This window comes from Synechococcus elongatus PCC 11801 (genome assembly GCF_003846445.2).
In the GTDB taxonomy this organism is placed as follows: Bacteria; Cyanobacteriota; Cyanobacteriia; order Synechococcales; family Synechococcaceae; genus Synechococcus; species Synechococcus elongatus_A.
Window position 1 is genome coordinate 1361711 of sequence record NZ_CP030139.2, and the last position, 24091, is coordinate 1385801.

The 24091-nt window shown below is 56.1% G+C and carries 22 protein-coding genes and 1 riboswitch; of the genes, 10 read left to right on the forward strand and 12 right to left on the reverse strand.

What is annotated here, in order from left to right:
* Positions 1-42: 42 nt before the first annotated feature.
* Positions 43-1188, reverse strand: a complete 1146-nt coding sequence (locus DOP62_RS06515) for an NAD(P)/FAD-dependent oxidoreductase (protein ID WP_338440834.1) — start codon at positions 1186-1188, stop codon at positions 43-45.
* A 63-nt stretch (positions 1189-1251) separates the two neighbouring features.
* Here DOP62_RS06515 and DOP62_RS06520 point away from each other — a divergent pair, with 63 nt between their 5' ends.
* Positions 1252-2124: a branched-chain amino acid ABC transporter permease gene (locus tag DOP62_RS06520; protein ID WP_338440835.1), complete on the forward strand. Its 873-nt coding sequence runs from the start codon at positions 1252-1254 to the stop codon at positions 2122-2124.
* Between the two features lie 18 nt (positions 2125-2142).
* Here DOP62_RS06520 and DOP62_RS06525 read toward each other — a convergent pair whose 3' ends face one another.
* The 6 genes from DOP62_RS06525 to rnhA all read right to left on the reverse strand — a co-directional run bounded on the left by DOP62_RS06525 (position 2143) and on the right by rnhA (position 6396).
* A complete protein-coding gene (locus tag DOP62_RS06525; protein ID WP_208676270.1) occupies positions 2143-2487 on the reverse strand; it encodes a phage holin family protein in 345 nt (114 codons plus the stop codon).
* A gap of 49 nt (positions 2488-2536) precedes the next feature.
* Positions 2537-3487 carry a lipid kinase gene (locus DOP62_RS06530; protein ID WP_338440836.1) on the reverse strand — a complete coding sequence of 317 codons (951 nt, stop codon included), beginning with the start codon at positions 3485-3487 and terminating at the stop codon, positions 2537-2539.
* A gap of 45 nt (positions 3488-3532) precedes the next feature.
* Positions 3533-3970: a peroxiredoxin gene (locus DOP62_RS06535; RefSeq protein WP_208676268.1), complete on the reverse strand. Its 438-nt coding sequence runs from the start codon at positions 3968-3970 to the stop codon at positions 3533-3535.
* Between the two features lie 53 nt (positions 3971-4023).
* On the reverse strand, positions 4024-5235 hold the full coding sequence (locus tag DOP62_RS06540) for a site-2 protease family protein (RefSeq protein WP_208676266.1): 1212 nt from the start codon (positions 5233-5235) through the stop codon (positions 4024-4026).
* 53 nt (positions 5236-5288) lie between these two features.
* Complete coding sequence (locus DOP62_RS06545; protein WP_208676264.1) at positions 5289-5474, reverse strand: hypothetical protein; 186 nt, start codon at positions 5472-5474, stop codon at positions 5289-5291.
* A gap of 142 nt (positions 5475-5616) precedes the next feature.
* Positions 5617-6396 (reverse strand): ribonuclease HI, encoded by a 780-nt coding sequence (gene rnhA / locus DOP62_RS06550; protein WP_208676262.1) that lies wholly within the window; start codon positions 6394-6396, stop codon positions 5617-5619.
* Positions 6397-6640: 244 nt separating this feature from the next.
* Between rnhA and DOP62_RS06555 the strand changes: the two genes are divergently transcribed.
* From DOP62_RS06555 to DOP62_RS06565, 3 genes are all read left to right on the forward strand, one after another.
* Complete coding sequence (locus tag DOP62_RS06555) at positions 6641-7441, forward strand: class II glutamine amidotransferase (RefSeq protein ID WP_208676260.1); 801 nt, start codon at positions 6641-6643, stop codon at positions 7439-7441.
* A 45-nt stretch (positions 7442-7486) separates the two neighbouring features.
* The gene (locus tag DOP62_RS06560) at positions 7487-7930 is read left to right on the forward strand and encodes a hypothetical protein (RefSeq protein WP_338460878.1); all 444 of its coding nucleotides are present in this window, start codon (positions 7487-7489) and stop codon (positions 7928-7930) included.
* Positions 7931-8009: 79 nt separating this feature from the next.
* A riboswitch (Fluoride riboswitch) is annotated at positions 8010-8083 on the forward strand.
* A gap of 80 nt (positions 8084-8163) precedes the next feature.
* Positions 8164-9801, forward strand: coding sequence for a cation:proton antiporter (locus DOP62_RS06565; protein WP_208676258.1), 1638 nt, complete (start codon positions 8164-8166; stop codon positions 9799-9801).
* Here the strand turns inward: DOP62_RS06565 and DOP62_RS06570 are convergent.
* Both DOP62_RS06570 and DOP62_RS06575 read right to left on the reverse strand, forming a co-directional pair.
* Positions 9789-10193, reverse strand: coding sequence for a hypothetical protein (locus DOP62_RS06570; protein WP_208676256.1), 405 nt, complete (start codon positions 10191-10193; stop codon positions 9789-9791). The two genes, DOP62_RS06565 and DOP62_RS06570, sit on opposite strands and share 13 nt — an antisense overlap.
* A 28-nt stretch (positions 10194-10221) precedes the next feature.
* The gene (locus DOP62_RS06575; protein WP_208676254.1) at positions 10222-11628 is read right to left on the reverse strand and encodes an isochorismate synthase; all 1407 of its coding nucleotides are present in this window, start codon (positions 11626-11628) and stop codon (positions 10222-10224) included.
* Between the two features lie 128 nt (positions 11629-11756).
* Between DOP62_RS06575 and DOP62_RS06580 the strand changes: the two genes are divergently transcribed.
* On the forward strand, positions 11757-11984 hold the full coding sequence (locus tag DOP62_RS06580; RefSeq protein ID WP_208677113.1) for a hypothetical protein: 228 nt from the start codon (positions 11757-11759) through the stop codon (positions 11982-11984).
* Between the two features lie 42 nt (positions 11985-12026).
* A complete protein-coding gene (gene msrB, locus DOP62_RS06585; protein WP_208676252.1) occupies positions 12027-12449 on the forward strand; it encodes a peptide-methionine (R)-S-oxide reductase MsrB in 423 nt (140 codons plus the stop codon).
* 60 nt (positions 12450-12509) lie between these two features.
* On the opposite strand, the gene DOP62_RS06590 is transcribed toward msrB, so the two are convergent.
* Positions 12510-13241 carry a sulfite exporter TauE/SafE family protein gene (locus tag DOP62_RS06590; RefSeq protein ID WP_208676250.1) on the reverse strand — a complete coding sequence of 244 codons (732 nt, stop codon included), beginning with the start codon at positions 13239-13241 and terminating at the stop codon, positions 12510-12512.
* Positions 13242-13317: 76 nt separating this feature from the next.
* On the opposite strand from DOP62_RS06590, the gene DOP62_RS06595 reads away from it, so the two are divergent.
* Positions 13318-14952, forward strand: a complete 1635-nt coding sequence (locus DOP62_RS06595; protein WP_261790021.1) for a sensor domain-containing diguanylate cyclase — start codon at positions 13318-13320, stop codon at positions 14950-14952.
* 21 nt (positions 14953-14973) lie between these two features.
* Here DOP62_RS06595 and DOP62_RS06600 read toward each other — a convergent pair whose 3' ends face one another.
* Positions 14974-18630, reverse strand: coding sequence for a hydantoinase B/oxoprolinase family protein (locus tag DOP62_RS06600; protein ID WP_208676248.1), 3657 nt, complete (start codon positions 18628-18630; stop codon positions 14974-14976).
* Positions 18631-18718: 88 nt separating this feature from the next.
* Between DOP62_RS06600 and DOP62_RS06605 the strand changes: the two genes are divergently transcribed.
* From DOP62_RS06605 to DOP62_RS06615, 3 genes are all read left to right on the forward strand, one after another.
* Entirely contained in the window at positions 18719-19486 is a 768-nt protein-coding gene (locus DOP62_RS06605; protein WP_261790020.1) for a J domain-containing protein, read from the forward strand.
* Positions 19487-19759: 273 nt separating this feature from the next.
* Positions 19760-20926, forward strand: coding sequence for a cupin domain-containing protein (locus tag DOP62_RS06610; RefSeq protein ID WP_208676244.1), 1167 nt, complete (start codon positions 19760-19762; stop codon positions 20924-20926).
* A 499-nt stretch (positions 20927-21425) separates the two neighbouring features.
* Positions 21426-22985: a c-type cytochrome gene (locus DOP62_RS06615; protein ID WP_370538755.1), complete on the forward strand. Its 1560-nt coding sequence runs from the start codon at positions 21426-21428 to the stop codon at positions 22983-22985.
* Here DOP62_RS06615 and hypD read toward each other — a convergent pair.
* Entirely contained in the window at positions 22982-24091 is a 1110-nt protein-coding gene (gene hypD, locus DOP62_RS06620; RefSeq protein ID WP_208676242.1) for a hydrogenase formation protein HypD, read from the reverse strand. The two genes, DOP62_RS06615 and hypD, sit on opposite strands and share 4 nt — an antisense overlap.

Genomic DNA, 24091 nt, shown 5'->3' on the forward strand with positions numbered 1-24091 from the left:
CAATGCTTGTCGTCTTAAAACCTGAGGAAAAAGTGCGATCGCTCAGACCATTGACCAGCGCTGAGGAGAGACTTGGCAGGCTAGTGAATCGATCGTTAGTGACTGTGACCACACTGAAGCGAGGTGACGGGCCAATCCGGGCACCCAAGCAAAGGGGCCGCTAAAGCCTGTGAACCAATAGACCTGTGGATGTTCGAGGGTATGACCCGCGACGGGCAGGCCATCAGCGCTAAAGCTGACATAGCAGTGATGGCGAGTGGCAGGTAAAACACTAACAGCTGGCAAAACGGAGGCTAGAGCCACACGAATCTGCTGCTCACTTTCAGTTGCTGAGCAGTAATCCTCTGGACAGGTTGCAAGGCGACTGATTTGCCCCAACCGATAGCGGCGATCGCTCAGTTGCACGGCTCCTGCATCCAGAATGCTGGCAAATTCTGCTGGTACTTCTGGACTGTCCCAGTCCCATTGATCTGCTTGCCGTTCCAGCGAGAATCGTTGCTGTAATGCAGGCATGACGATCGCGCGGAGCCGCAAATCCAGCGGCGGCGTTTCCAGAATTTCTGCATGGCTGAAATAGAGCGGCCAGCGATAACCCAGCGATCGCGCCCAAGCGATACTGCTAGCTCCGGCAGCAATCACAAGGCGATCGGCGGTATATGTACGCTGACTGCCTTGAACTTGAGGCTGAATGGCTTCAATGCGATCGCAGCTGATTTGTCCGCCGATCGCCAGAAAGGCTTGGCGATAAGCCAGCACAACCGTTTCTGGGTCGTAGATAGGATGCGGGCTGACAAAGGCTGCCACAGTCTCGCCATCAGCGAGTAATGGTTCTTGGGCGATCGCTTCAGCGCGATCGAGTAATTGCGGCGGTTGGGCAAGGTTGGCAAACAGCGATTGCGCGATCGCAATTTGATCACCCTCACTGCAGGTCAACAGGATTTGGCGATCGCTGCACAAGGTCAGCCCCGTCGCAGCACTCAGTTCGGCATAGATCCGCCGACTCTCAGTAAAGACATCCGCGAGCGCTGGACTGGTGGCAGCCCAAAAGGGTGCGCCGCCATAGCTAAAGCGAGTGGCAGCCGTCTCGGGTAATTGCGGATCAACGAGGTGAACCTGAGATCCTTGCCGCTGCAATTCATAGGCGATTGCCACGCCCGTCAAGCCACCCCCAATGACGAGCCAATCCATCGACTGCTGCCTCTGTCTGCGCCTTGATGATAAAACTTGGAGGACGTTTCACCTGACCGTGGGATGGCCAGCCCAGACCTCGCCCAATTGGCTCAACTCACCGTGAATGGTCTGGCTAACGGCAGCTTACTGGCGCTTGCAGCCACCGGACTGACGTTGATCTATGGCATTTTGCGGCTGACCAACTTTGCCCAAGGCGAATTTTTAACCCTCGGTGCTTATTTCACACTTGTCGCGAACAGCACCGGATTGAGTCTTTGGGTCGCCATGCCGTTAGGGGCGATCGCCACAATCGCTCTTTGTTTACTAGGAGAGTCGATCCTCTGGGAACCGCTGCGACGGCAACGGGTGAACAACACCACATTGATCATCCTGACGATTGGTCTATCGCTGTTGCTGCGCAATCTAGTGATTTTGATTTGGGGCGCTGGCAACCAAGCCTATCGGCTCGCCGTTCAGCCAGCGTTAACCATGCTGGGGTTGCGGATCACCCTCAATAGTCTGCTGGTCATTCTTGGAGCAGCCGCAGCCTTGATTCTGCTCCATTTGGTTCTGCAGCACACCGCGATCGGCAAGGGCATGCGAGCGATCGCTGATGATCCAGATCTGGCACGAGTCAGCGGCGTTCCCGTTGAAACAGTAATTCGTTGGACTTGGGTGATTGCCGGTGGCTTAACTGCGATCGCGGGCGGACTGTATGGCCTGATTACTGCTGTGCGACCGACCATGGGCTGGAATTTGATCCTGCCGCTATTTGCCAGCGCCATCCTCGGCGGGATTGGTAGTCCCTATGGGGCGATCGCAGGGGGCTTGATTCTTGGCTTGGCGCAGGAACTCAGCACCTACTGGCTACCTGCGGAATACAAGCTGGCTGTGGCTTTTGTGATTTTGATTGCCGTGCTGCTGATCAAACCCCAAGGACTGTTTGCTCGCTGAAGAACAGGCGATCGCTGTTTAAGAACTCGGCAGCAGCAAACCCAGTAGGCGCGACACCAAGCTGAGGGCGATCGAGCCCAGCAATGCGGACCAAAAGCCATTACGCAGGTTGAAGCCACTCACCAAGGTTGCCGCCAAAGCAAACACGATCGCGTTGACGACAAAGCTAAAGAGGCCCAGGGTCAGGATGTTGAAAGGCAGCGCCAAGATTTGGAGCACCGGCTTGACCAAAGCATTCAACAGCCCAAAGACTAAGGCTGCGATCAGGGCCTTGCCAAAACCCTCAATTTCAACCCCCGTGGGCAGCCAAGCCACAATCAGCAAGGCAAAGGCCGTCACCAGCCAAGTCACCAGTAAATCCATGATGGAATGTCTCACTGCTGGATTCAGAGTAGCGAATTGCTGAAAACCGTTACTGGGCTGGGGGCGATCCCGTGACGGTGGCAGGCACAAAAATTCGCAGGGCTTGGGGGATGACGCGGAATCGAGCTGGGGTCGTGGTGTGAATTTCACCATCGGTGTTGATGTGACGATGGCGACGAGTACGGATTTCGATGGTTTCCCCAGGGCCACATTGCTCGGTCAGTGGCGTCGGATAGCGACCGTGGTAGAGCGCAGGTAGCAGAGGAATAATCTGCCACCAGTGATCGATCGAAAGACTGTAAAGGTCGAGCCGTTGGTCATCGATCGCCGCATCATGGGCGATAGCCAGCCCCCCGCCATAGTAACGACCATTCCCAACCGCAATTTGCACTGTCTTCGTTTGGCGCACGCGATCGCCAACTCGAATTTCGGCACGAAAAGGTCGGAAGCGCCAGAGCGATCGCAGCGCAACTAGCGCGTAGGCAAACACCCCCCAGCGACGTTTGACGCCAGAGGTCAACCCTTGGGTGATTTTGACGCTCAGCCCCAGGCTCGCCACATTGAAGTAGTAGTAGCCGTTCACCCAGCCGAGATCGATGGCTTGGGTTTGCCCTTGGGCAATGACTTGACAGGCCTGATTGAGATCGGTGGGCAACGCCAAGGTGCGGGCTAAATCATTAGCGGTTCCGAGCGGCAGCACACCCAACGGCAGTTGCGTTTCGACTAACCCCCGCGCGGCAGCATTCAGGCTGCCATCACCACCACCGACAATGACTAAGTCGACGCGATCGCGATGAGCCACAATCACATCGGAATAGTCGCTGTGGCGGCTTAGCAACGGTTGCACCAACTCCAAGCCAGCTGCTTCGAGCTGGGCGATCGCCGGACGCAGGAGCCTGCGACCACGGCGCGATCGCCGATTGACCAGCAACAAAGCACGTCGCTTCAGAAAAATGCTCCTTGAAAACAGGCGAAGACCGAGGCACAGAATTTCCCACAATCAGGGCAGAGCAACGACCCTGCCCCGATTGCACCCGGATTGCTCCTAGAGCCCCAAGTCCGCCAAAATATCGGTTGCGTGGGTGTCAGTTTTGACGCTGTCGTAGACGCGAATAATCTGCCCGTCACCGTCGATCACATAGGTGATCCGCTTGGCATAGCCACCGCCATCCACGTCATAAGCTTGGGTGATGCTGCGATCGGGGTCGGCCACCAACGGGAATGGCAGGCTGAACTTGGTTTTGAATTGCTCGTGAGAGCTGGAATCATCGGTACTGACGCCCAAGACAACAATGTTTTTGCCCTGGTAAGCACTGTAGGAATCACGGAAGCTGCACGCCTCTTTCGTGCAACCTGGGGTATCGTCCTTCGGATAGAAGTACAGCACAACAGTCTTACCCCGAAACTGCGAGAGCTGAATGCTCTGGCCTGCATCATCCAGCGCTGTAAAGTCGGGTGCGGGGCTACCCACTGCTAAAGCCATCAGACAAACTCCACGCTTGTGGCGGCGATCGTAACATTGACGGCACGGCGACTTCAGTTGTTAAGAACCGACTGCGCCAGCATTTCTAGGGGCAAGCCTTCGGGGTAGGTCGCTTGACCCCGAATCTGCTGAAGCTCACTGGGCGGGAGCTGGAAGCCCAGCTTTTTGCCGAGGGCTTGAATCACATCGGCGTGGTCAATAATGCCTGCCACTGCCCCGCTGGGGGTGAGGACTGTGACGTAGCTCGGTCGCGCCGTTTGCAACACCACAATGGTCTGGGCGAGGTTAGCGGTCTCCGGCACCGAGGGTAGGCAGTCGAATGGCTCTGCTAGATCCGCCAGCGTCAGACTATCCCAGCGCGATCGCTCGGTCTGGCGCAGGGTGGTCAAACTGATCCGCCCGCGATAGCGGCCATCGCTGGCCACGAAGTAGGCAAAGCCTTCCTGTTCCTCAATGATCAGCAGTTCTGCAAACTGCCGCAGCGTCAGCGATCCCTCCAAGACTCGATAGCGACGGCTCATGGCCGACTGCGCCGAGATGGATAGCAACGCCTGTTGCAGGGTTGTCGTGCGATCGTAGGCCGTGGCATTGCGCCAGCCAAACCAGCCCAGCAAGGCCAGCCAGAGGCCGCCAAAGCCCCCCGGCAACAGTAACCAGCTAAATAGCCCGATCGCCATTGCAGCGCCACTGAGGAGGCGCCCCGAATTCGCAGCCCAATGCACGGCTCGATAGCGATCGCCAGTGATTTTCCACGCGATCGCCTTGAGCACTTGCCCACCATCCAAGGGCAGACCGGGGATGAGATTGAACACCGCCAAGATAAAGTTCAGCCGCCCTAAATTGAGCGACAGCACTTGCGCGGGTGAACCTACCGGCCACCAGAGCTGACTGATCAAGAGCAACAGGGCTAACGCCAAGCTGACCAAGGGCCCCGCGATCGCCACCCAAAAGGCACCGGCGGGTGTCCGAGACTCTCGTTCGATTGCTGCAACGCCTCCAAACAGGAAGAGCGTGATCGAGCTGACCCGGATGCCCTGGGCTTGGGCAATCAGACTGTGTCCCAACTCATGGGCCAACACTGAGACGAAGAGCAGGATCGCCATGGCTAGGGCCGATCCCCACAGGAGCCCGGGTGACCAAGTCGGTTGCTGAGATCGGAAGGTTTCGGCGTAGCTGAAGGTGACCAGCGCCACGATCACAAACCATGAGGGATCAATTCTGAGTGGGATTCCCAAAATGGAGCCAATACGCCAGCCACTCTGCATGCTTTTTTGCTCCGAGCCTGCTGTTTCACCTTAGCCGAAGCCTTCTGCCTGCTTCAGTAGCGCGTATTTTGAGCAGCAACCCAGACGGCGATGAACGGTGCTAACAACCACAGCACGAGTCCAACAAGATCGGCAACCAGTCCCATCCAGGTGTGATGGCTGAGAAAAGTCGGTAAATCCGCTAGAACTAAGCACGTAATCAGACTGGCTGCGATCGCCAGCAACCACCCCTTTTCCATCGTTCTGGTCTAACACGATCCCTAGAGCTGGCTCCAAGGTCCACCCCTTTTCTCCACCATAGGCAACCGCAGTGAGTCTCAATGGTTGCAATTGATGCAGCAGCTCAGAATTAGGACGCGATCGCCCAGAAGTTACGCAGACTCAACGGATTCGTTCCAGTTGCCAGAGAATTTGATTGCCCTCGCGGCGATCGCGCTTCACTCGCCAGTTGCGCCAAATCCATTCCTCACCTCGGCTGGTCACCGCGCTGGCATTGACGTCCATAAGATCCGCGAGTTCGGAACTGGTGATTAAAAATTGCTTATCAGCAATGACTTCTGCAATTTGCAAGCAGTCCAGCACATCACGTAGGCGATGGCTGCGATCGCGGGGGCTCTCCCCCGACTCTGGGGTCACAACTTCAGGCATCCTAGCGGGCTCCTGCTGTGGCTGCCCCGATTGTAGTGGTGCATCCGACCGTTGGCAGAGCGGTAACGGGCGTTGCTGGGCAAAACTACGGGCAATTTGATCACAACGCTCATTGCTGGGATCGCCGTTGTGACCGCGCACGTGCTGCCATTGCACCAAGGGGGCATTGAGGTCATCGAGGTGCATCCACAAATCCTGATTGAGCACCGGCTTGCCCTGAGCCGTCTTCCAACCCTTGCGCTGCCAACCCTTGAGCCACTGCGTGATCCCTTTAATGACGTATTCGCTATCGGTGTAGAGCGTCACCGGTTGCTGAGGGGATTGATCACGCCAGAACTCCAATGCCGCGATCGCAGCTTGGAGTTCCATCCGATTGTTCGTCGTGGCAGCCGCATACCCGCCTAACTCTTGAATGCTGCCGTCAGCAAACTGAATCTGTACCCCCCACCCCCCAGGTCCCGGGTTCCCTGTGCAAGCGCCATCAGTGTAGAGGCGGAGGATGGCATCAGACATGCATCAATTCCTAGCAATCCTTCGATTGTCGCCGAGACCAGTGCGTCAGCCTTGATCTGCACGGGCTTCAGTCCCCTGTTCTTAAGTGTCATCTCGTTGTGGTGACCTGCAAACGAGAACAATCACCAGGGATTGCTCCAGCCCGCAGAGTGGAAAAAGTTGCAAAAAGCAACGGCGGTAGCAAAACGGCTAGGGACTCCTAGAGTTAAATCAGCAGCAGCCCATGGTTCCGAGGTGAACAGCGATGTGCGAACTCCTGGGGATGAGTGCCAATACCCCCACTGATCTCTGCTTTTCGTTTCGCGGCTTTTCAGCGCGGGGCGGGCGCACAGGGGAACATCGCGACGGTTGGGGCTGTGCATTTTATCTTGGCGATCGCCTGCTACGGGTCATCGATCCCGAACCGGCAGCAGAGTCGCCCCTCGCTGATGTCCTGCGCCGCGTGCCAATCCGGTCCAAGTTGGCGCTGTCCCACATCCGCAAGGCCACGCAGGGAAGCGTTGACCCCCGCAACTGCCATCCCTTCTCACAAAAACTGGGCGATCGCGAATGGGTGTTTGCCCACAACGGTCACATCGAATTCGAACTGCTGCGCGATCGCTGCCCTTTGAAGTACTACTTGCCCCAAGGGGAAACGGATAGCGAACACCTGTTCTGCTGGATCCTCGATCGGCTAGCTGCGCTAGTCCAACCAGAACCGGAGCAGGTGCTAGCAATTCTGCGTGATCTTAGCGATCGCCTGCCCAGTCCCAGCATTGTTAATTTCCTGCTGGGCGATGGACGCTATCTCTATGCCCACTGCTCTACGTCCTTAGCCTGGGTGACGCGGCGCTATCCCTTTACCAAAGCCAGCTTGATCGATGAGGATCACACGATCGACTTTGCAGGCTGCACGCGCCCCAGTGATGTCGTCAGCATCATTGCCACCCGTCCTCTGACACAAGATGAGGTCTGGACAGTCCTTAACCCAGGTGATCTCTTGGTGCTGGCGGAGGGTGAGCTAGTCGCACAAACGGCAACAACACCGATCGCGATCGCCTCTTAATACAGCTGAAAAAAAAGGGTTGAATCGGCACGATGCCGCAATCCCGTGCCCAAGCTAGCGACACAACTGGGCTGGTTTGCACGAATGAAACCCGATCGCCCCCTCCAAATCATCAGCCTGTGGAGCAGCTTCCTACTGGGTACGCTCTTCCACACCCAGTTGGGTTTGATGCCGTTATTCCACGGTCGCAGTGTCATCGTCGAAAGTCAGCAAAGTGATCAAACCCTGAACGGGATTTTCTGGGGAATGTTGATTTTCTTCGTGATTCCGATGTTGGCGATCATGCTGACTGCGGAGCGCAGCGATCGCCCTTACCGACGCTGGCACTTTGGTTTCACGGTTCTCTATTCGATTCTGAATTTTTCACACCTGTTGGCAGACTTGGCCGTCCGACCAATCATTGCCAATCAAATCTTCCTGATGGGGCTGCTATTTGCGATCGGGCTGAAGCTCAATCAAGTGGCTTGGGCTTGGTTGCGAGAAGCCTAACTGGCATCAGCTGCGGTGCCCTTCTCAGTGTTCGTCCTGCCAATCCTCATGCACGGCAACATCCACAAATGCCGTAAGCTAGCGGCAAGGTGATGGAGCTCACCTCAACCGCGCATTCGGGTTCTCCCGATCGCTGATGGCTCCTACAGTTCTGGCTAGGGCGAGATCTGTAGCGAGTGCATCGTCCACTTTTGTCCCTAGCCGCACACGCAAACCGTAGGGAAATGGGCGTGATGTTGGCCAATTGGATAGGAATCTTACTCGGGGGCTTTCTGGCCGGACAGGTCAGCCGTCGCCTTGGTGCCCCCGCACTCATCGGCATGATCCTCTGGGGAATCCTGCTAGGTCCTCAGGTGAGCCAGTGGCTCAGTCCAGCTCTTTTGGAGCAAGCCAGCAGCTGGCGAACTCTCGCCGTGATGGTCATTCTGGTCAAAGCCGGTCTTGGGCTCGATCGCGAAAAACTGGCTCAGCAGGGATCAGTAGCGCTGCGACTGGGGATTTTGCCCGCTGCCTGTGAAGCACTGGTGGTGGCGATCGCGGCCCATTACCTACTGAACTTTGACTGGCTGACAGGGTTACTGCTGGGCTGCGTCATCGGGGCAGAATCACCAGCAGTGATTGTGCCGGGGATGCTGCGGCTCAAGCAACTGGGACTGGGGGTGCGCAAGGGTATTCCCGATGCCATTTTGACGGGCAGTGCCCTCTCGGATGTGTTACTGCTCTTGGTGTTTAGTCTGCTGCTAGCGCTATTGACCCCAGGGGATGGGCAAGGCTGGACACTGCCAGGGCTGGGGCAAATCAACCCTTGGATCCTGCTGCCAATCCAAGTGCTCCTACAAGTTGGCTTGGGCGCCGTCTTAGGTTTTGTCGCGGCGCGACTGCTCGTTCGCATGCTGGGACAACAGCGCTGGACGCAAACGCTGACCCAAGACACGCTGGTGACCGCTGCGATCGCCTTGGGATTAGTCCTTGCCGCCGAGCGACTGCCCATTTTCTCCGGCTATCTGGCCGTGATGGCTCTGGGCTATTTCGTTGTGGAGCTAGATGCACCACTGGCACGCCGGCTGAGGCAAGGCTTCGACAGTCTTTGGGCGATTGCCCAAATTGCCCTGTTTGTTCTGTTAGGGGCGGGCTTACCCCTGACGGCCTTGGTGCAACTCTGGCAACCGGGGCTCCTGATCTTGCTCTTGGGCACACTCGTTGGCCGCAGTCTGGGTTGGGCACTCTCCACCTGGGGCAGCAATTGGAACTGGCGGGAGCGCAGCTTTCTCCTAGCAGGCAATTCAGCGAAAGCCACGGTACAAGCTGCGATCGGGGGTGTGCCTCTGGCTGCGGGACTACCCGAGGGGCAAAGTATTCTGGCGATCGCGGTGCTCTCAATTGTGCTGACTGCCCCCCTCGGAGCTTGGGCGATTCCCACCTTTGCTCCCCGCCTCTTGAGCCGTGATCCGGTTGACCCCACCCAAGTCAGTCGCGATCGCCCGGTGCGCTTGCTCGCTGCCGTCGATACCTCGCCTTTGGCGATCGCCGTGTTGCTCAAAGCTGCGGAATTAGCCCGGCGATCGGAGGCAGAGGTGGTGATCCTGCATGTTGCACAAGCCAGTGATGACCGCTCTCTTCTGGCCTTACAGGAACAAATTCAGCGATCGCTCGCCGATATTCGCCATCAGTTCTGGCTGCGGGAAGGCGCAATTCCCGAAACCATCGATCGCTGCGCCCAGGATTGGGGAGCTGACGAAATTATTCTCGGCAAGCATGAACAACCGCACTTGCCTGAAGTTCGGTTAGGGTCTGTCTCGCAAACCCTGCTCGACGTCAGCACCATTCCTGTCATCTTGGTCGAGCCGGTCGCTGCAGATCAAACTTCCTGACTCAGCTCCACCCCCAACAGACAAAATTGCGATTCACTCTGCTGGGAGGTGAGGCCATTGGGTTGCTGGACTAAAGCTTGCACATGCCAGAGCGCTTCGTAGGGCGGGGGGCTGCTGGGCTGTTGCTCTCCTTGCAAGACCAGCCGCTGGGGCAAAGGCGGAGCACAGCGTCGCTCCAGGAGGGAGAGAATCCGCTGGCCAAGCTGGGCGGGCGAGAGATGATTGGGGTCCCAGTTCACCGCTGCAATCCAAGCGGGATGGTCGAGTCCTTCAACGGTGGCATCTGCGTCGGGGCCACTGAGGCCCATTTGCAGCAGCGCCACGATCGCCTCACGACTGAGAGGACGAGCACTGTCGGGAGTTGGGTAAGCCAGAAGGAGGCGGGCAGTCATGGTTGCGAAGTCTCCAGCGGGACAGAGATCAGATCAAGGCACCAAGCATGGCTTGCAGCTTCAGGTCCACCTCGATTAATTCGCGATCGGGTTGGGATCCGGGCACGATACCCGCTCCTGCACAGAGGCGGACACGATTACCCTGAATCAAAGCCGAGCGAATCCCCACTAAGAATTCCCCGTTGCCCTGATCATCCACCCAGCCAACTGGTGCCGCGTAGAGCGATCGCTCAAAGGGTTCTAGTCGTCGAATCGCCTGTTCGGCAGCCTGTTTGGGTAAGCCAGCAACGGCTGGTGTGGGATGAAGCTGAGCCACCACGTCTAGCAGTGGTAAATCAGCAGGCAGGGGCGCGGCGATCGGCGTATGCAGGTGCTGAATGTTGGACAGACGGCGCAGTTGAGGGCGATCGCTCAACCGGGGTTCAAGACCCAGGTCATTCAAGGTCTGGCGGATAAATTGCGCCACCAGTTGGTGTTCTTGTAGTTCTTTGGGATTGGCTTGTAAGGCTTGACCCAAGGCTTGATCAGCTGCAGTAGTTTCACCGCGCGGGGCAGAACCCGCTAGCGCTTCGGTCACCAACTGCCCCGATTTCACGGCCGCCAGGCGTTCGGGCGTTGCCCCCAGAAAGACACTACCCCGACCATCACCACAACTAAAAATGGCGCAGTCCGCGAAGCGCTGCCGCAGGCGATCGAGCACGCCTTCCGGCACGATCGCAGATTCCGCAGTGGCTTCCAGACAACGCGCCAGAACCCCCTTGTGCAAACGACCCGCCGCAATCTCGGCTAGGACGGTTTCCACGCCAGCCCGAAAAACCTGAGGATCACTAGCCTGTTGTTCGATCCAGCGATTGGGGCGCAGCGGCGGCAACTGAAAGGTTTGGGGGGCGATCGCTTGTAGATGCCGATAGACCTGCCAGACTTCCTCCAACCGTTGTCGATAGCCTTCGCGATCGGCGATCGCAAAACTGGCAGTCAGCACGCTGCGATCGGCTTGGCAGCGCACCTGCCAACGCGGCAAAAAGACGGTCGCTGGAGCAGCCGCTGGAGCAGCTCCTGTCACATCTTCAAAGAAGCTAAAGCTGCAACAAAAACTGGGTCCAAGTATCGCCCCTTCCGCTTGCAGGCGAAGCCCCTGGGTCAGACAGGCATTGATAAAGGTTTGGGCCTGCTGAAAACGCTGAGGACCATTCAACTCCAAGAGTGCCGCTGGCCCCACGGCCACAATCGCCTCTTGAGTGGCGGGCCGTTCCTGGTAGTAATGGCGATCGCGACTACTACCCAACACCCCCCAAGCCACCAGCGGATCCAAAGGCGGTAAAGGCAGTGATAGGCTCAGCAGCCGAGCCGTCGGGGTTGCATCGAGGGCAGAACGCACCCAAGCCAGCAACTCGCTGAACGACTGAAGCGAAGGAACAGTTGACAGGGCAGCCATGCTGGCAAGCGCGAGGCATCAAGTAGATCGACTCTAACGAGCGCTGTTCCTCACCAAACCATTCCTCGGCAAGTCCTTAACGGAATGCAACGAAAAACTAGAGTATTGGCTCCAGCAGACCCTCTCTCGTGGGTCAGATGCCGGACTGTGTCGCTCTGAGGAGCGCGATCGCGGGACTGAACTTGGCCGGACGAACGGTGGATGTCACCATGGGAGCAGTCGTGAGCCGGTCAAGCATGTCTGAAATGCCCGATGCAGCCTGGATGGATTGGATCGCAGGGGGATTGGCGATCGTTGTTTTCGTGGGTGGTTTGGTGATGATGTTCACCGGCATTCTGACGTCTAAGAATCGCTGAGCAGGTTGTTAGGATCGCAGGCAACCTGCAACTGTCTTGAACATGGCCGAAAAAATTCGGAAGAGCGAAGAAGAGTGGCGGAGTCAGCTGACGCCTGAGCAGTTTCAAGTGACCCGTAAGCACGGCACGGAGCGAGCGTTTACCGGCGCCTATTGGGACACCAAAGATCCCGGACTTTATCGTTGCATCTGTTGTGATGCCCCGCTGTTTCGTTCTGATACTAAGTTCGATTCCGGCACCGGTTGGCCGAGCTTTTGGGCACCGGTGGATGAGTCTGCCATCACCTACAAAAAAGATTTCAGCTTCCTGATGATGCGCACTGAGATCCTCTGCGCCCGTTGCGATGCGCACTTGGGTCATGTGTTTCCTGATGGCCCGAAACCGACAGGGCAGCGTTATTGCCTCAATTCGGCGTCGCTGAAGTTGGATACTGAGACTCCTGCAAGCCCCAGTTCCGAAGCTTAGGATTATTGCTCGCGATCGCCTTCTGGAGGTCTTGCCTCTGGAGGGCTTTTTATTGTGCGGCTAAGACTGTAACTTCAGCAGGCTCTGCCCAATCAAGACGGTGGAAGACAGCAGCGCGATCACCAAAACAGCAGTTTGGCTGTAGCCGCGATCGAGCCAGTGTGCCAGCCGTGGCGAAACCCAATAACCCAGCATCACACCAGGAAATAGTTGCAGCGATCGCCCCACTTCTAAACCACCAAAGCGCCCAACACTGTGAAGTGCGGCCAACATCACCAAGCTGGATAGGAAATAAAGCAGACCGAGAGTTGCCCGTAGGGCTGGTCCCCGCTCATGTTGATAAAACAGGGCAAGTACAGGCGCGCCAATCCCCGCCAACGTCCCCATCAAGCCAGCCGCGATCCCTGTCAGCCCTGCCGAAAGTCGCGTGATCGGCAGCCGCAGAGGTGTCAAACTGACCAACACCGCCAGAACAATCAGACAGCCAAACACCAGCCCCAGCGAATCCAATGGCAGTTGCCGTAAAAGGCTAGCGGCGATCGCAATCCCCAGAGCTAGGCCGCCCAGCATCGCCACGAGGTTCTGGCGCACCACGACCTGCCGACCCCGCCAAAACATCAGCCATGACAGAAGCAGACTTGCCGCCACACAGGGGCCTGGGACCCAGTCCAGCGACAACATTGACAACAGGGGCACCACAATCAAGCCAGCCCCCAATCCCGAAGCGGCTTGCAGCAAACTCCCTAACGCAACGATGCCCGAGGCCAACAGCAGTTCCAACAATGAAGTCATTGATCAGCGATCGCAGTCATCCGAGTATCCGCACCTAGCATGGAAGGCATCTAATTGAGTTCTGCTGCAGACGGCGATGAACTTTCGGACTCGTCTCGCGATTGGCTTTAGCGGCCTGCTGATTGTATCGAGTCTGGGTATCAGCACTGTCATCGGTCAGCGAGCAGTGCAACTCTCGCGCACGGCTGCCGGAGATCGGCTACTCGAAACGGCATACCAATTTTCCACGCTACTCGACCAGAGCATGTGGTCTCGGGCCAATGAAATTGTGACCCTGTCTAGCGTTCCGGACTTGCTGAGCGATCGCAATCGTCCAGAGATTCAAAGACTGCTCGATCGACTCAAACAAGAGTTGCCTGTCTTTACTTGGGTGGGTCTGCTCGATCGCCAGGGTTCGGTGATTGCCTCCACCGATCGCATCATTGAAGGGGTGAATATCGGCAGCCGTCCCGTCTTCCAAAAAGGCATTCAGGGGCTGTTCATTGGGGATGTTCACGATGCGGTCTTGCTCGCCAACAAATTTCCGAGACAGCCCAATGGCGAGCCAATTCAATTTGTCGATATTTCCATTCCCATTCGAAACAGTGGCGGCGCGATCGCGGGGGTGCTAGCTTCGCATCTCAGCTGGGAATGGGCACGCGATGCCGAGTCAACCATTCTTTCGCCGATCGCAGCAGATCGTCAGGTTGAACTGTTTGTTGTTGCCAAAGACCGCACGATTCTACTGGGGCCCGAAGAATTTGGGAAAGGCGCAACTTTGAAGACCTTGCCTGCCAACTTATCGACAGGTGCTAGTGGCTGGCAGGTATTGCGCTGGCCCGATGGCAAAGACTACGTCACGGCGTATCGTGTGTCCCCGGGCTATCGCAGCTACAGCGGTTTGGGCTGGATTACCGTTGCCCGCCAACCGATCGCAGTGGCCTATGCGCCCGCCCGCCAACTGCAACGGGACATCATCCTATTCACCCTCCTCAGCAGCGGTGCAGTGGTTGGGGTGACCTGGCTTCTATCCGATTGGTTTGCTAAGCCGCTCCGGCAGCTCTCGTCCTGGGCTAGTCGTTTGGAACAGGGCGATCGCAGCGATCGCCGGCCACCCTCTTGGGTAGGTGAGCTGGGTAAAATTTCGCAGGTTGTTCAGCGATTAGACGCCCAAGCAGAAGCACAAAACCAAGCTCGTCAAAAAGCGGAATCATTGGCACATCACGATGCCTTAACCGGTCTTCATAACCGCTTGGGGCTGGAGACGTACCTAGCCCAATATCAATCGCTAACACCGGATCAAGTCTTGGTTATTTTAGCCATTGATTTGGATGGCTTTAAGCCAGTGAATGACACCTATGGTCATGCGATGGGAGACGCGTTGCTAAAGGCAGTCGCCGCCCGCTTACATGCCTGTATTCGATCGCATGAACTAGCAGCACGCACCGGCGGCGATGAGTTTTTAGTGATTCTGCCCTGTAGCGTCAGTACAGCAGAAGCAGTCGGTGAACAGGTCGGATCTCGGATTTTGCAAGCCTTGAATTCTGTCTTTCCCCTGCAGGGCCAGCAGATTCGAATTGGTAGCAGTATTGGCTTCGCTGTGTGGCCTCTCGATCACCCTGATCTGCTAACCGCTCTGAAAGCAGCCGATACAGCTTTGTACGATGCGAAGCAGCACGGCAAAGGTCACTTAGTCCGCTGGACTGCTGCGTTGAACCAACCCTCTGCTTAACGTCGAGAGAGCCTCAGAGACTCACAGGGTTCCATAGCCACCACCACCCGGCGTGAGAATTTCAAGGCGATCGCCCGCTGAGACTGCCACTTCCACCGTGCTCGGCAGAATTTCTTGACTGCCATCGGCGCGAATCAAGCGATTTTCACCCGTTTGGCCAGCGCTACCGCCCGCCAATCCAAAAGGAGCCACTTGGCGACGACTGCTGAGAATCGTGGCGGTCATCGGCTCCAAGAATCGCAGGCGACGAATTGCGCCATCGCCACCGGCATAGTGACCCGCACCACCGCTGCCCCGCCGAATCGAAAACGCTTCCAGCAGCACTGGAAAACGAGACTCCAACACCTCGGGATCGGTGAGGCGAGAGTTGGTCATGTGGGTTTGCACCACCGAGGCGCCCGCTCCTTCTTTGCCTGCACCCGCACCGCCCGCGATCGTCTCGTAATACTGATAGCGATCGCTGCCAAAACTGAAGTTATTCATCGTGCCTTGGCTGGCTGCCAACAAACCCAACGCACCCCAAAGCGCATCCGCGATCGCCTGCGAGGTTTCGACATTACCGGCAACCACGGCAGCGGGAGCTTGTGGATTGAGCAGACTGCGATCGGGAATTTGAATCGTCAGTGGCCGCAGGCAACCTGCATTGAGTGGAATCGGATGATCGACTAGACAGCGGAAAACATAGAGAACAACGGCACGGGCGATCGCCGCTGGAGCATTGAAATTATTCGGTTGCTGGGCTGAAGTGCCAGTGAAATCAAGCTGGGCTTTGCCGCGATCGCGATCGAGCTGAACGGTGACTTGAATCTGGTTGCCGTCGTCGAGGGGGCAAATGCAGGTCGCTTGCCCTGGATGTTCCGTTGCGAGCTGACGAATGGCTTGGCGAACCGCTTGCTCGGCGTTGTCTTGTACGTGCTGCATGTAGGCCAAGACGGTTGGCAGCGTGAACTGTGCCACGGCTTGCTCCAGCAGTTGTTGCCCCGTGGCATTGGCGGCAATTTGCGCTTGCAGATCCGCCAGATTCTGATCCGGATTACGCGCAGGATAAGGTTCTTGAGAGAGGCGATCGCGGATTGCTGCTTCGAGGAATTGCCCGTTTTTCACCAAGGGCACGCCGTCGAACAGGATGCCTTCCTGCTCAATTTGTTGGCTGCGAGCCGGCATCGATCCCGGTGTGAGGCCGCCGATATCAGCATGGTGGCCGCGACTCGCGACAAAAAACTGTGGTGTGGTTTGACCAGCCAAAAAGACCGGTGTAATCACCGTGACATCCGGCAAGTGCGTGCCGCCCGCGTAGGGGTTATTGAGGGCGTAGACATCGCCAGGCTGAAAATCTGCGCCGACGCGATCGATCAAGCTGCGAACGCTATCGCCCATCGAGCCGAGGTGCACGGGAATGTGGGGCGCGTTGGCGATCAGTTCGCCTGCGGCATTGAATAGCGCGCAGGAAAAGTCCAAGCGCTCCTTGATGTTGACGGAGCTAGCGGTGTTTTGCAGGGTCACGCCCATTTGCTCCGCGATCGCCTGAAACAGATTGTTGAAAATCTCCAGCAGCGCCGGATCGACCGGGGCAGTGGCGGCGGCAGACCAATCGCGTTGCGGAAGTTCTACTGCTTCTAGCAGCAGATCACCAAAGGCATTGAGACTGGCTGCCCAACCCGATTCGATCACATTGGTGCCGGTCGGCTCCAGAATCAGCGCTGGCCCCAGAATGCGATCGCCGACTTCCAGTGACTGACGCTCATAAACAGGTGTGTCTTGCCAGCGATCGCGGCTGAACATGGGCACCGTGGCTTGGATGGGTGGTGGCCCCGATCGCGTTGGCTGAGACTCGGGTAATGCCGCTGCTGGCATTTGCCCGATCGCTTCCACCTGCAACGCAGCAATCACCAAGGGGCGATCGGGCTGGATGAATCCATAGCGCTGTTGATAGTCCCGTTCAAACTGCGCAGTAATTGCCGCAGTGTCCTCGGTCCAAGGCACCAGCAACGCCGAATCACTGCCCGGATAGCGCAACTGCAGCGATTGCAAAATCGTGACTTCGGTTAGGTCCGCAGTGCCATCAGCTTTCAGCTGCTCTAGTGCCCGTTCACTCAGGGCGATCGCCTGCGCTTCCAAATCCGCCAAGGCGCGATCGCTCAACACTTGCTCCACGCTGACCTGTTGCAAGGCACGGCGATCGGCCAAACCCATGCCATAGGCCGAGAGCACGCCTGCGAAGGGATGGATCAAAATCCGCCGCAGCCCCAGCAACTCCGCCAGACGGCAAGCATGCTGTCCACCGGCAGCCCCAAAGCAACAGAGCCAGTAATCACTGAGGTCGCGCCCACGCTGCCACGACACTTTTTTGATGGCGTTAGCCATGTTGTCGAGGGCGATCGCGAGGAACTGTTCGGCCAACTGTTCCGGCTGGTAGGGCTGTCCCGTCTGCTGAGCGATCGTAGTGGCCAGCTTCTGAAATGCCTGATTGACTGCGGCTGTATCCAAGGGGCGATCGCCGGTTGCCCCAAATACGGCTGGGAAAAATTGCGGCTGCAGTTTGCCGACTTGGATGTTGGCATCCGTCACCGTCAACGGCCCGCCCTGCCCGTACCCCTTAGGACCCGGATGGGCTCCGGCAGACTCGGGTCCCACCTGCAGACGGCCATCTTGGAAACGCAGAATTGAGCCGCCACCTGCTGCAACGGTGTGAATATCCAGCAGCGGTACTTGCAGACGCACCCCCGCAATTTCGGTTTGGTAGACCCGCTCCAGTTCACCGGCGAAGTGGGCAACATCGGTGGAGGTGCCGCCCATGTCAAAGCTGATCAGTCGATCGCAACCGGCTCGTTGACTGACCGCGATCGCCCCGACCATTCCCCCAGCGGGTCCCGAAAGAATGCTGTCTTTGCCGCTGAAAGCGGCAGCGGTTGCGAGCCCCCCATTCGACTGCATGAACAGCAGTTGCGGCCCCTGATTCTGCGATCGCAGAGCACGACTGACGCGATCGACATAGCGACGCAGCACCGGCGACAGGTAGGCGTCGGCAACGGTGGTGTCACCCCGCGCAATCAAACGCTGCAGCGGGCTGACTTGATGCGAAACCGAGATTTGCTGAAAGCCAACTTCCGCCGCGATCGCAGCCAGTTGTTGTTCATGTTGGGGATAGCGGTAGCCATGCATCAGTGCGATCGCGCAGGCAGTACAGCCCTCGTCTCGGGCTTGCTGCAGTTGTTGTTGAATTGCCTCTACATCCATCAGCGGTTGCAGAATTTCGCCGCTGGCACTGACCCGCTCGCAGACTTCAATCACGCGATCGTAGAGTGGCTCCGGTTGCTGAATGATTCGCGCAAAAATGTTGGGGCGATTCTGGTAGCCAATCCGCAGCGCATCGCCAAAACCTTGGGTGATCAACAGCACAGTGCGATCGCCCTTGCGTTCCAGCAAGGCGTTGGTGGCAACAGTGGTGCCCATCTTCACTGCCGCGATCGCCGCAACGGGAAGCGGTTGATCCGCCGTCAGTCCCAGACAGTCGCGAATGCCTTGGAGCGCTGCATCCTCGTAGCGATCGGGATTCTCCGAGAGCAGCTTGTGCGCCATCAACGTGCCATCAGGACGCTGGGCCACAATGTCGGTAAAAGTGCCGCCGCGATCGATCCAAAACTGCCATTGACTGCCATTGGCGACCGGAGCGGGCATAGTGAAGGAGAGACTGAAGACGAGCCTCTCCATTGTTGATGATGCTGACCCCGGCTCACAGACTTCAGCTTTGCCCTGCCGACCTGCCGTGAAGCGAGTGACCGATCCCAGCCGAGTTGAAGCCCTGCTGGCCGAATTGCGGCAGGAATTTGACCGCCTCCGCCAAGAGCAGGAGCGCGGTCGGGATCTGCGATCGCTGCTGCGGGCCGTCTCGGTCGACGATCTGGCGCAGACACTCTACCAGTCGCTCGATCCGCAGCAACTCAAACGGTTGCAGCGCCGCTTGGAAAGCTATCAATGCCAAGAAGAAGGCTGGGATGAGCTCGAGCGGGATATTGAAAAGCTGGTGCCGCTGCCTTGGACGCTGATTCGACAGTTCATCTTGGGCTTGGCTCAGCAAAAATTCTCGGCGGTGCAAACTCCAGAGGATTTGGCCGCTTGTTTGGCCGACGAATATGCTGTTCGGCTGGATCTGCGTCAGAAAACTGACTGGTTCCGAGCGTGGGCGCTACTGCGCTACGGCCTCAGTGCCGGCACGGTGCTAAACAATCCGCCCCACAGTATCCACCAGTTTGTGGAGCAGGCGATGCAGTTTGGGGCGCAGCAACGGCGATCGCGATCGCAGCAGCATCAATCCCCCCCGCAGAATCGCCAAACCTCAAAGTCACCGACGTCCGGCGCTGAAGTCCCAGCGGCTGCGACTGTCTTGGGTTTGCCCTGGCCAACCACCCTGCAAGAACTGAAAGCGACCTATCGTCGCCTAGCGAAAGCGAACCACCCCGACCTGGGAGGCGATCCCGATCGCTTCCAGCAAATTCAACATGCCTACGAAGAACTGCGATCGGTGATGCAGTAACAGTGGCTAGAGCGTGAGGCCAGTCGGTGGTTTAGCCCCAGTGATCAATTAAGCATTCTTTAGAGTCAGAAGTAGCAATTTAAGTTTCCAAATCTCGTCGTGATTTCTAGCTAGCGGCTATCGGGATTGACATCCATAAATTGAACAAAATTTTTAGGGCAATAACAATTTGTCAAGAGCACATTAGTTTCAAAATTTCTAAGTTACTTTCTGCTTATGGCAGGTCAACTGGGCATTCCTGCAAGCTAAATTAACTGAATTCATTGACTTGCGATGCTAAAAAAATCAAGACTTTCCTCAGGTTGGTTAGGACTGATTGTTGGCTTGGTCTTGATTGGTAGTTTGTGTCTCCCTTCGCCAGCTCAAACACAAACGTGGCGATCGCTTTCGAATGTTGTTTGGGGACAAGGATTACCGGCTTTTAGTTACCCATTCAGCAAAACCTCACTCGTTGACTATGACGGTGGGGTGACTAAGCAGGTTGGAACCTATAACTTTCCTGTTAGCAAAGGAATGGCTGGGGTCTACATGACCCTAGAGCCGGGTGCTATCCGAGAATTACATTGGCATGCGAATGCAGCCGAGTGGGCCTATGTGATTGAAGGCCGCACTCGCATTACCCTAACCAACCCAGAGGGCGAAGTTCAGATTGCCGATGTCGAGGCAGGAGGACTGTGGTATTTTCCTCGGGGCTGGGGGCATAGCATCGAGGGGATCGGCCCTGGAACAGCCAAATTTCTACTCGTCTTTAATGACGGAACTTTCTCAGAAGGTGCAACCTTTAGCATCACTGACTGGCTTTCCCACACCCCCATTGCTTGGGTTCAACAAAATTTTGGCTGGAGTCAGTCTGAGGTTGAGAAACTCCCAAAAAAGCAAGTCTATATCTCTCGCTATAGTCCCCAACTTCAACCGCTGAATCAGACACAGTCTCGCAATCCAAATACGCCCAAGATAGCCATTCCCTATACGCACAATCTTTTGGCTGAGCAGCCACGCACAAAACAGGATGACAGTTCGCTTCGGTTAGCTAGTGCCAAGGAATTTCCAGCGAGCTTCAACATGGCTGGTGCAATTCTGCGGCTAGAACCGGGAGCAATGCGGCAACTGCACTGGCATCCGAATGCAGATGAATGGCAGTACGTGCTCAATGGTTCGATGGATCTTGCTGTCTTTGCTTCTGAAGGCAAGGCGAGTATGAGTCGTCTGCAGAAAGGGGATGTGGGCTATGTCCCTAAAGGGTATGGACATGCACTGCGCAATAGTTCTGATCAACCCCTAGAAGTTCTGATTGTTTTTAATGATGGCAACTATCAAAGTATTGATCTCAATGATTGGATCGCGAGTAACCCGAATTCTGTCTTAGAAAATGTCTTTCAGATCTCTCCCCAGCTCCTCGAAAAAATGCCGAGGAACAGCAATGTTTTGATTTCCCAATAGAACAAGTCCGTCGAGTGGGTTGTCTCAGCGGTTAAAGGCACAAAGCAAAATGGCAAAACAAAAGTGGGCGATTCGGATCGCTATTGTTACCATGCTGTTGGTCTTTTGGCAGACTTTATCACTGCAACTGCCTGCCTTCTCTCATGATCCAAGGAGGATTGAACTGCCTGCTATTTGTTCAGTTAAGCTGCAGGATCCCAAAATTACTTGGCAACTACCCACAGATGTCGAAGGTGAATTAACCCAAGATAACTTTAATGTCGTTCAACGGGCTGCTGATCTCTTTGCCTGGCAAGAGTTTATCGCGCTGAATTGGCCTGCAAAAGAGGGCGATCGCGGGCAACCTGATCAGACAGCAACGCTCGCTCAACTTGGGCCTCGGGTCTGGGAGACGTGGAAAGAGACTAGTGAGGTCTATCGACCAGATGGCTTGCAGCCAGATCCCTGGAATAGTTTGCCAAGACAATCAAGGCTGTCTTCTCAGGCTGGGCTGAAGAAGGTGTTATTCCGCAGCAGCAAAGTCGATGAAATCTTGAATGATCAGTTTCAGCCGACCAAAGCAGATGGCACCTTGCCTGGGACATTAACTGATCAAAGAGGGAACGTTGTCCGCTATGAAATTCGGATGAATAAAGTCTTATTTGACTATGTTGTTGCTAACAAGCTTTATCAGTCAGAGAAGCAATCAAGCTTTCCCGAAATCTCAGCTCCTGTCGGATCCATTTTAGTCAAAGCTGCTTGGCGAGAAGTTAGCCCTGAGGAACAAGGACGATTCTATACAGCACTGGCTGATGTGCAAAATCTTGAGGGCGATCGCTACCAAGAAAAATTAATGGGCTTGGTTGGCTTCCATGTGATGACGAAGACAGCCAGCGCGCCCCAGTGGATCTGGAGTACCTATGAGCAGATTGATAATGTAGAAGGTCTGCATCCTTCCTTCTTTAATCCCGATTGTCCTAGCTGTCTGCAAAATCAGCAAACGCAGCCACAAGTTCCAAATCAAATTACGCGTGAAACTCCTATCCCAGCGGTTGATCCTGATTGTAGTCAAAAATCAGCAGCAGTAGACAATATTGTCGCTTTAAATCAAGTGATTCAAAAAGGATTAGGTGATTCAGTTTGGCGTCACTATCAGTTAATTAATACTCAATGGCCTGTCCCTTCACGGCAACCATCGAGTCCGTCAACTGTCTTCACGGTTTTGCCGACTGTTCTGGCAAACACCACGATGGAGAGCTATATCCAGAAGAGTTCTTCCTGCATGGGGTGTCATGCGATCGCCCGATCTAGTAATGCACAGCAGTATCGTTCAGCCGATTTTAGTTTCACATTTGCTGATGCAAGACCAGTTCTAAAGAACACCCAAATTATCCCTCCTCCTCGCTCACCCAAAACGAACTGGGCTCGAGACAACTGGAATAGTATTTTGCGGGGCTATCAGATTGCGAATAAAACCTATGAGACCCTGCCTCAGTATGTTCCCCAAGCAAAACTTCACTGTGCAAGCTGTCATCTCAGTGTTGGAGCCGATCCTAAAGCCTCATCTTGGTTTGGGATGATCAAAAAATATCAGTACCCAGAAACTGACGATTTACAGAAGCGAATCAACTCTTGTTTTGAGCATAGTCTCAATGGCCTGCCGCTACCGCTTGAAAGAGATAATCCAGAATCTCAAGCCCTAATCACCTATATGCAGTGGCTCGATCAGGAAGCAGAACGATTCAAAATCACACTCCCTAAAACGGCTTATCCCAATATTCAAAAGCTCAATGGAGATTCAAAGTTAGGTCAGGCTATCTTTGAGCAAAAGTGTGCATTTTGCCATGGATTGAATGGCGAGGGTCGCTATGGCAGTAACACCTACTATCGTCCAGCTTTATGGGGTAATCAGTCCTTCAATCGTTTAGCTGGGCTTGCACAGACAGAAACCCTCGCAAAGTTCTTGAAATCGAATATGCCCTATCAATTTGGAGGCAACCTGACAGATCAGGAAGCCTGGGATCTAGCAAGCTTTATCGATCGCCAACCCCGCCCCCAAGGTCCCTATCAAAAGCCTTAAGCCCTCATGGTGACTGGGCTATGGCGGTAGCGATAATAGGCAGCGCAAGCGCCTTCGCTGGAGACCATCGGTGCACCCAAGGGGGTTTCGGGGGTGCAAGTGCGGCCAAAGGCCGGACAGTCGCAAGGCTGCTTCTGGCCTTGGAGGACAAGACCACTCATGCAATCCGGAACAGGCGCTGGCTCGATCGTCTCAGCGATCGCAAAACGTCGGCGGGCATCAAAGGCTTCGAAGGCTGGTTGGAATTGCAGGCCACCTTCAGGAATGGTGCCGAGGCCACGCCAGTCTTGATCCGCGATCGCAAAGACCCGTTCCACCCATTGCTGGGCTGCTGGATTGCCGCCTGGCTGAACGGCTCGACCATAGCAATTCACGACTTCAAATCGCTCCGATTCCAGTTGGTCAATGCAGGTATAAATACCTTGCAAAATATCCAGCGGTTCAAAGCCTGTAACGGCGATCGGGACGCGATAACGCTGGGCAATCGCGGGATAGTCTGCCAGACCCGCAACCGTGCAAACATGACCAGCGGCCAGAAAAGCCTGAATACGGCAGCCAGGATCCTCTAGTAACTGCACCATCGCGGGAGCTACCCGCACATGGGAGAGCAGGATCGAGAAGTTGTCTAGTCCTAACTGCTGGGCTTGAGCGATCGCGAGAGCGGTTGCTGGCGCTGTGGTTTCAAAGCCAACGGCCAGAAAGACGACTTGGCGATCGCGGTTCTTGGCGGCGATCGCGACGGCATCCAGCGGACTGTAGACAATCTGAACTTGAGCGCCAGCGGCGCGGGCTTGTTGCAAACTCTGCTGGCGATCGCCGGGGACACGCAGCATATCGCCGAAGCTGCAGATCGTGACTTGGGGATCCGCTGCGATCGCGATCGCCTGATCGATCACGGCACCGGGGGTGACGCAGACTGGGCAACCGGGGCCATGCAGCAGCGTCACTCCCTCGGGCAACAGAGTATCGAGGCCATAGCGAACGATGCTGTGGGTCTGACCACCGCAGACTTCCATCAGTGTCCAAGGGCGGGTGACTCGCTGGGCGATCGCCGCTACCCACGTCTGAACGGCTTCGGCCTGCCGAAATTCCTCGACGTAGCGCAC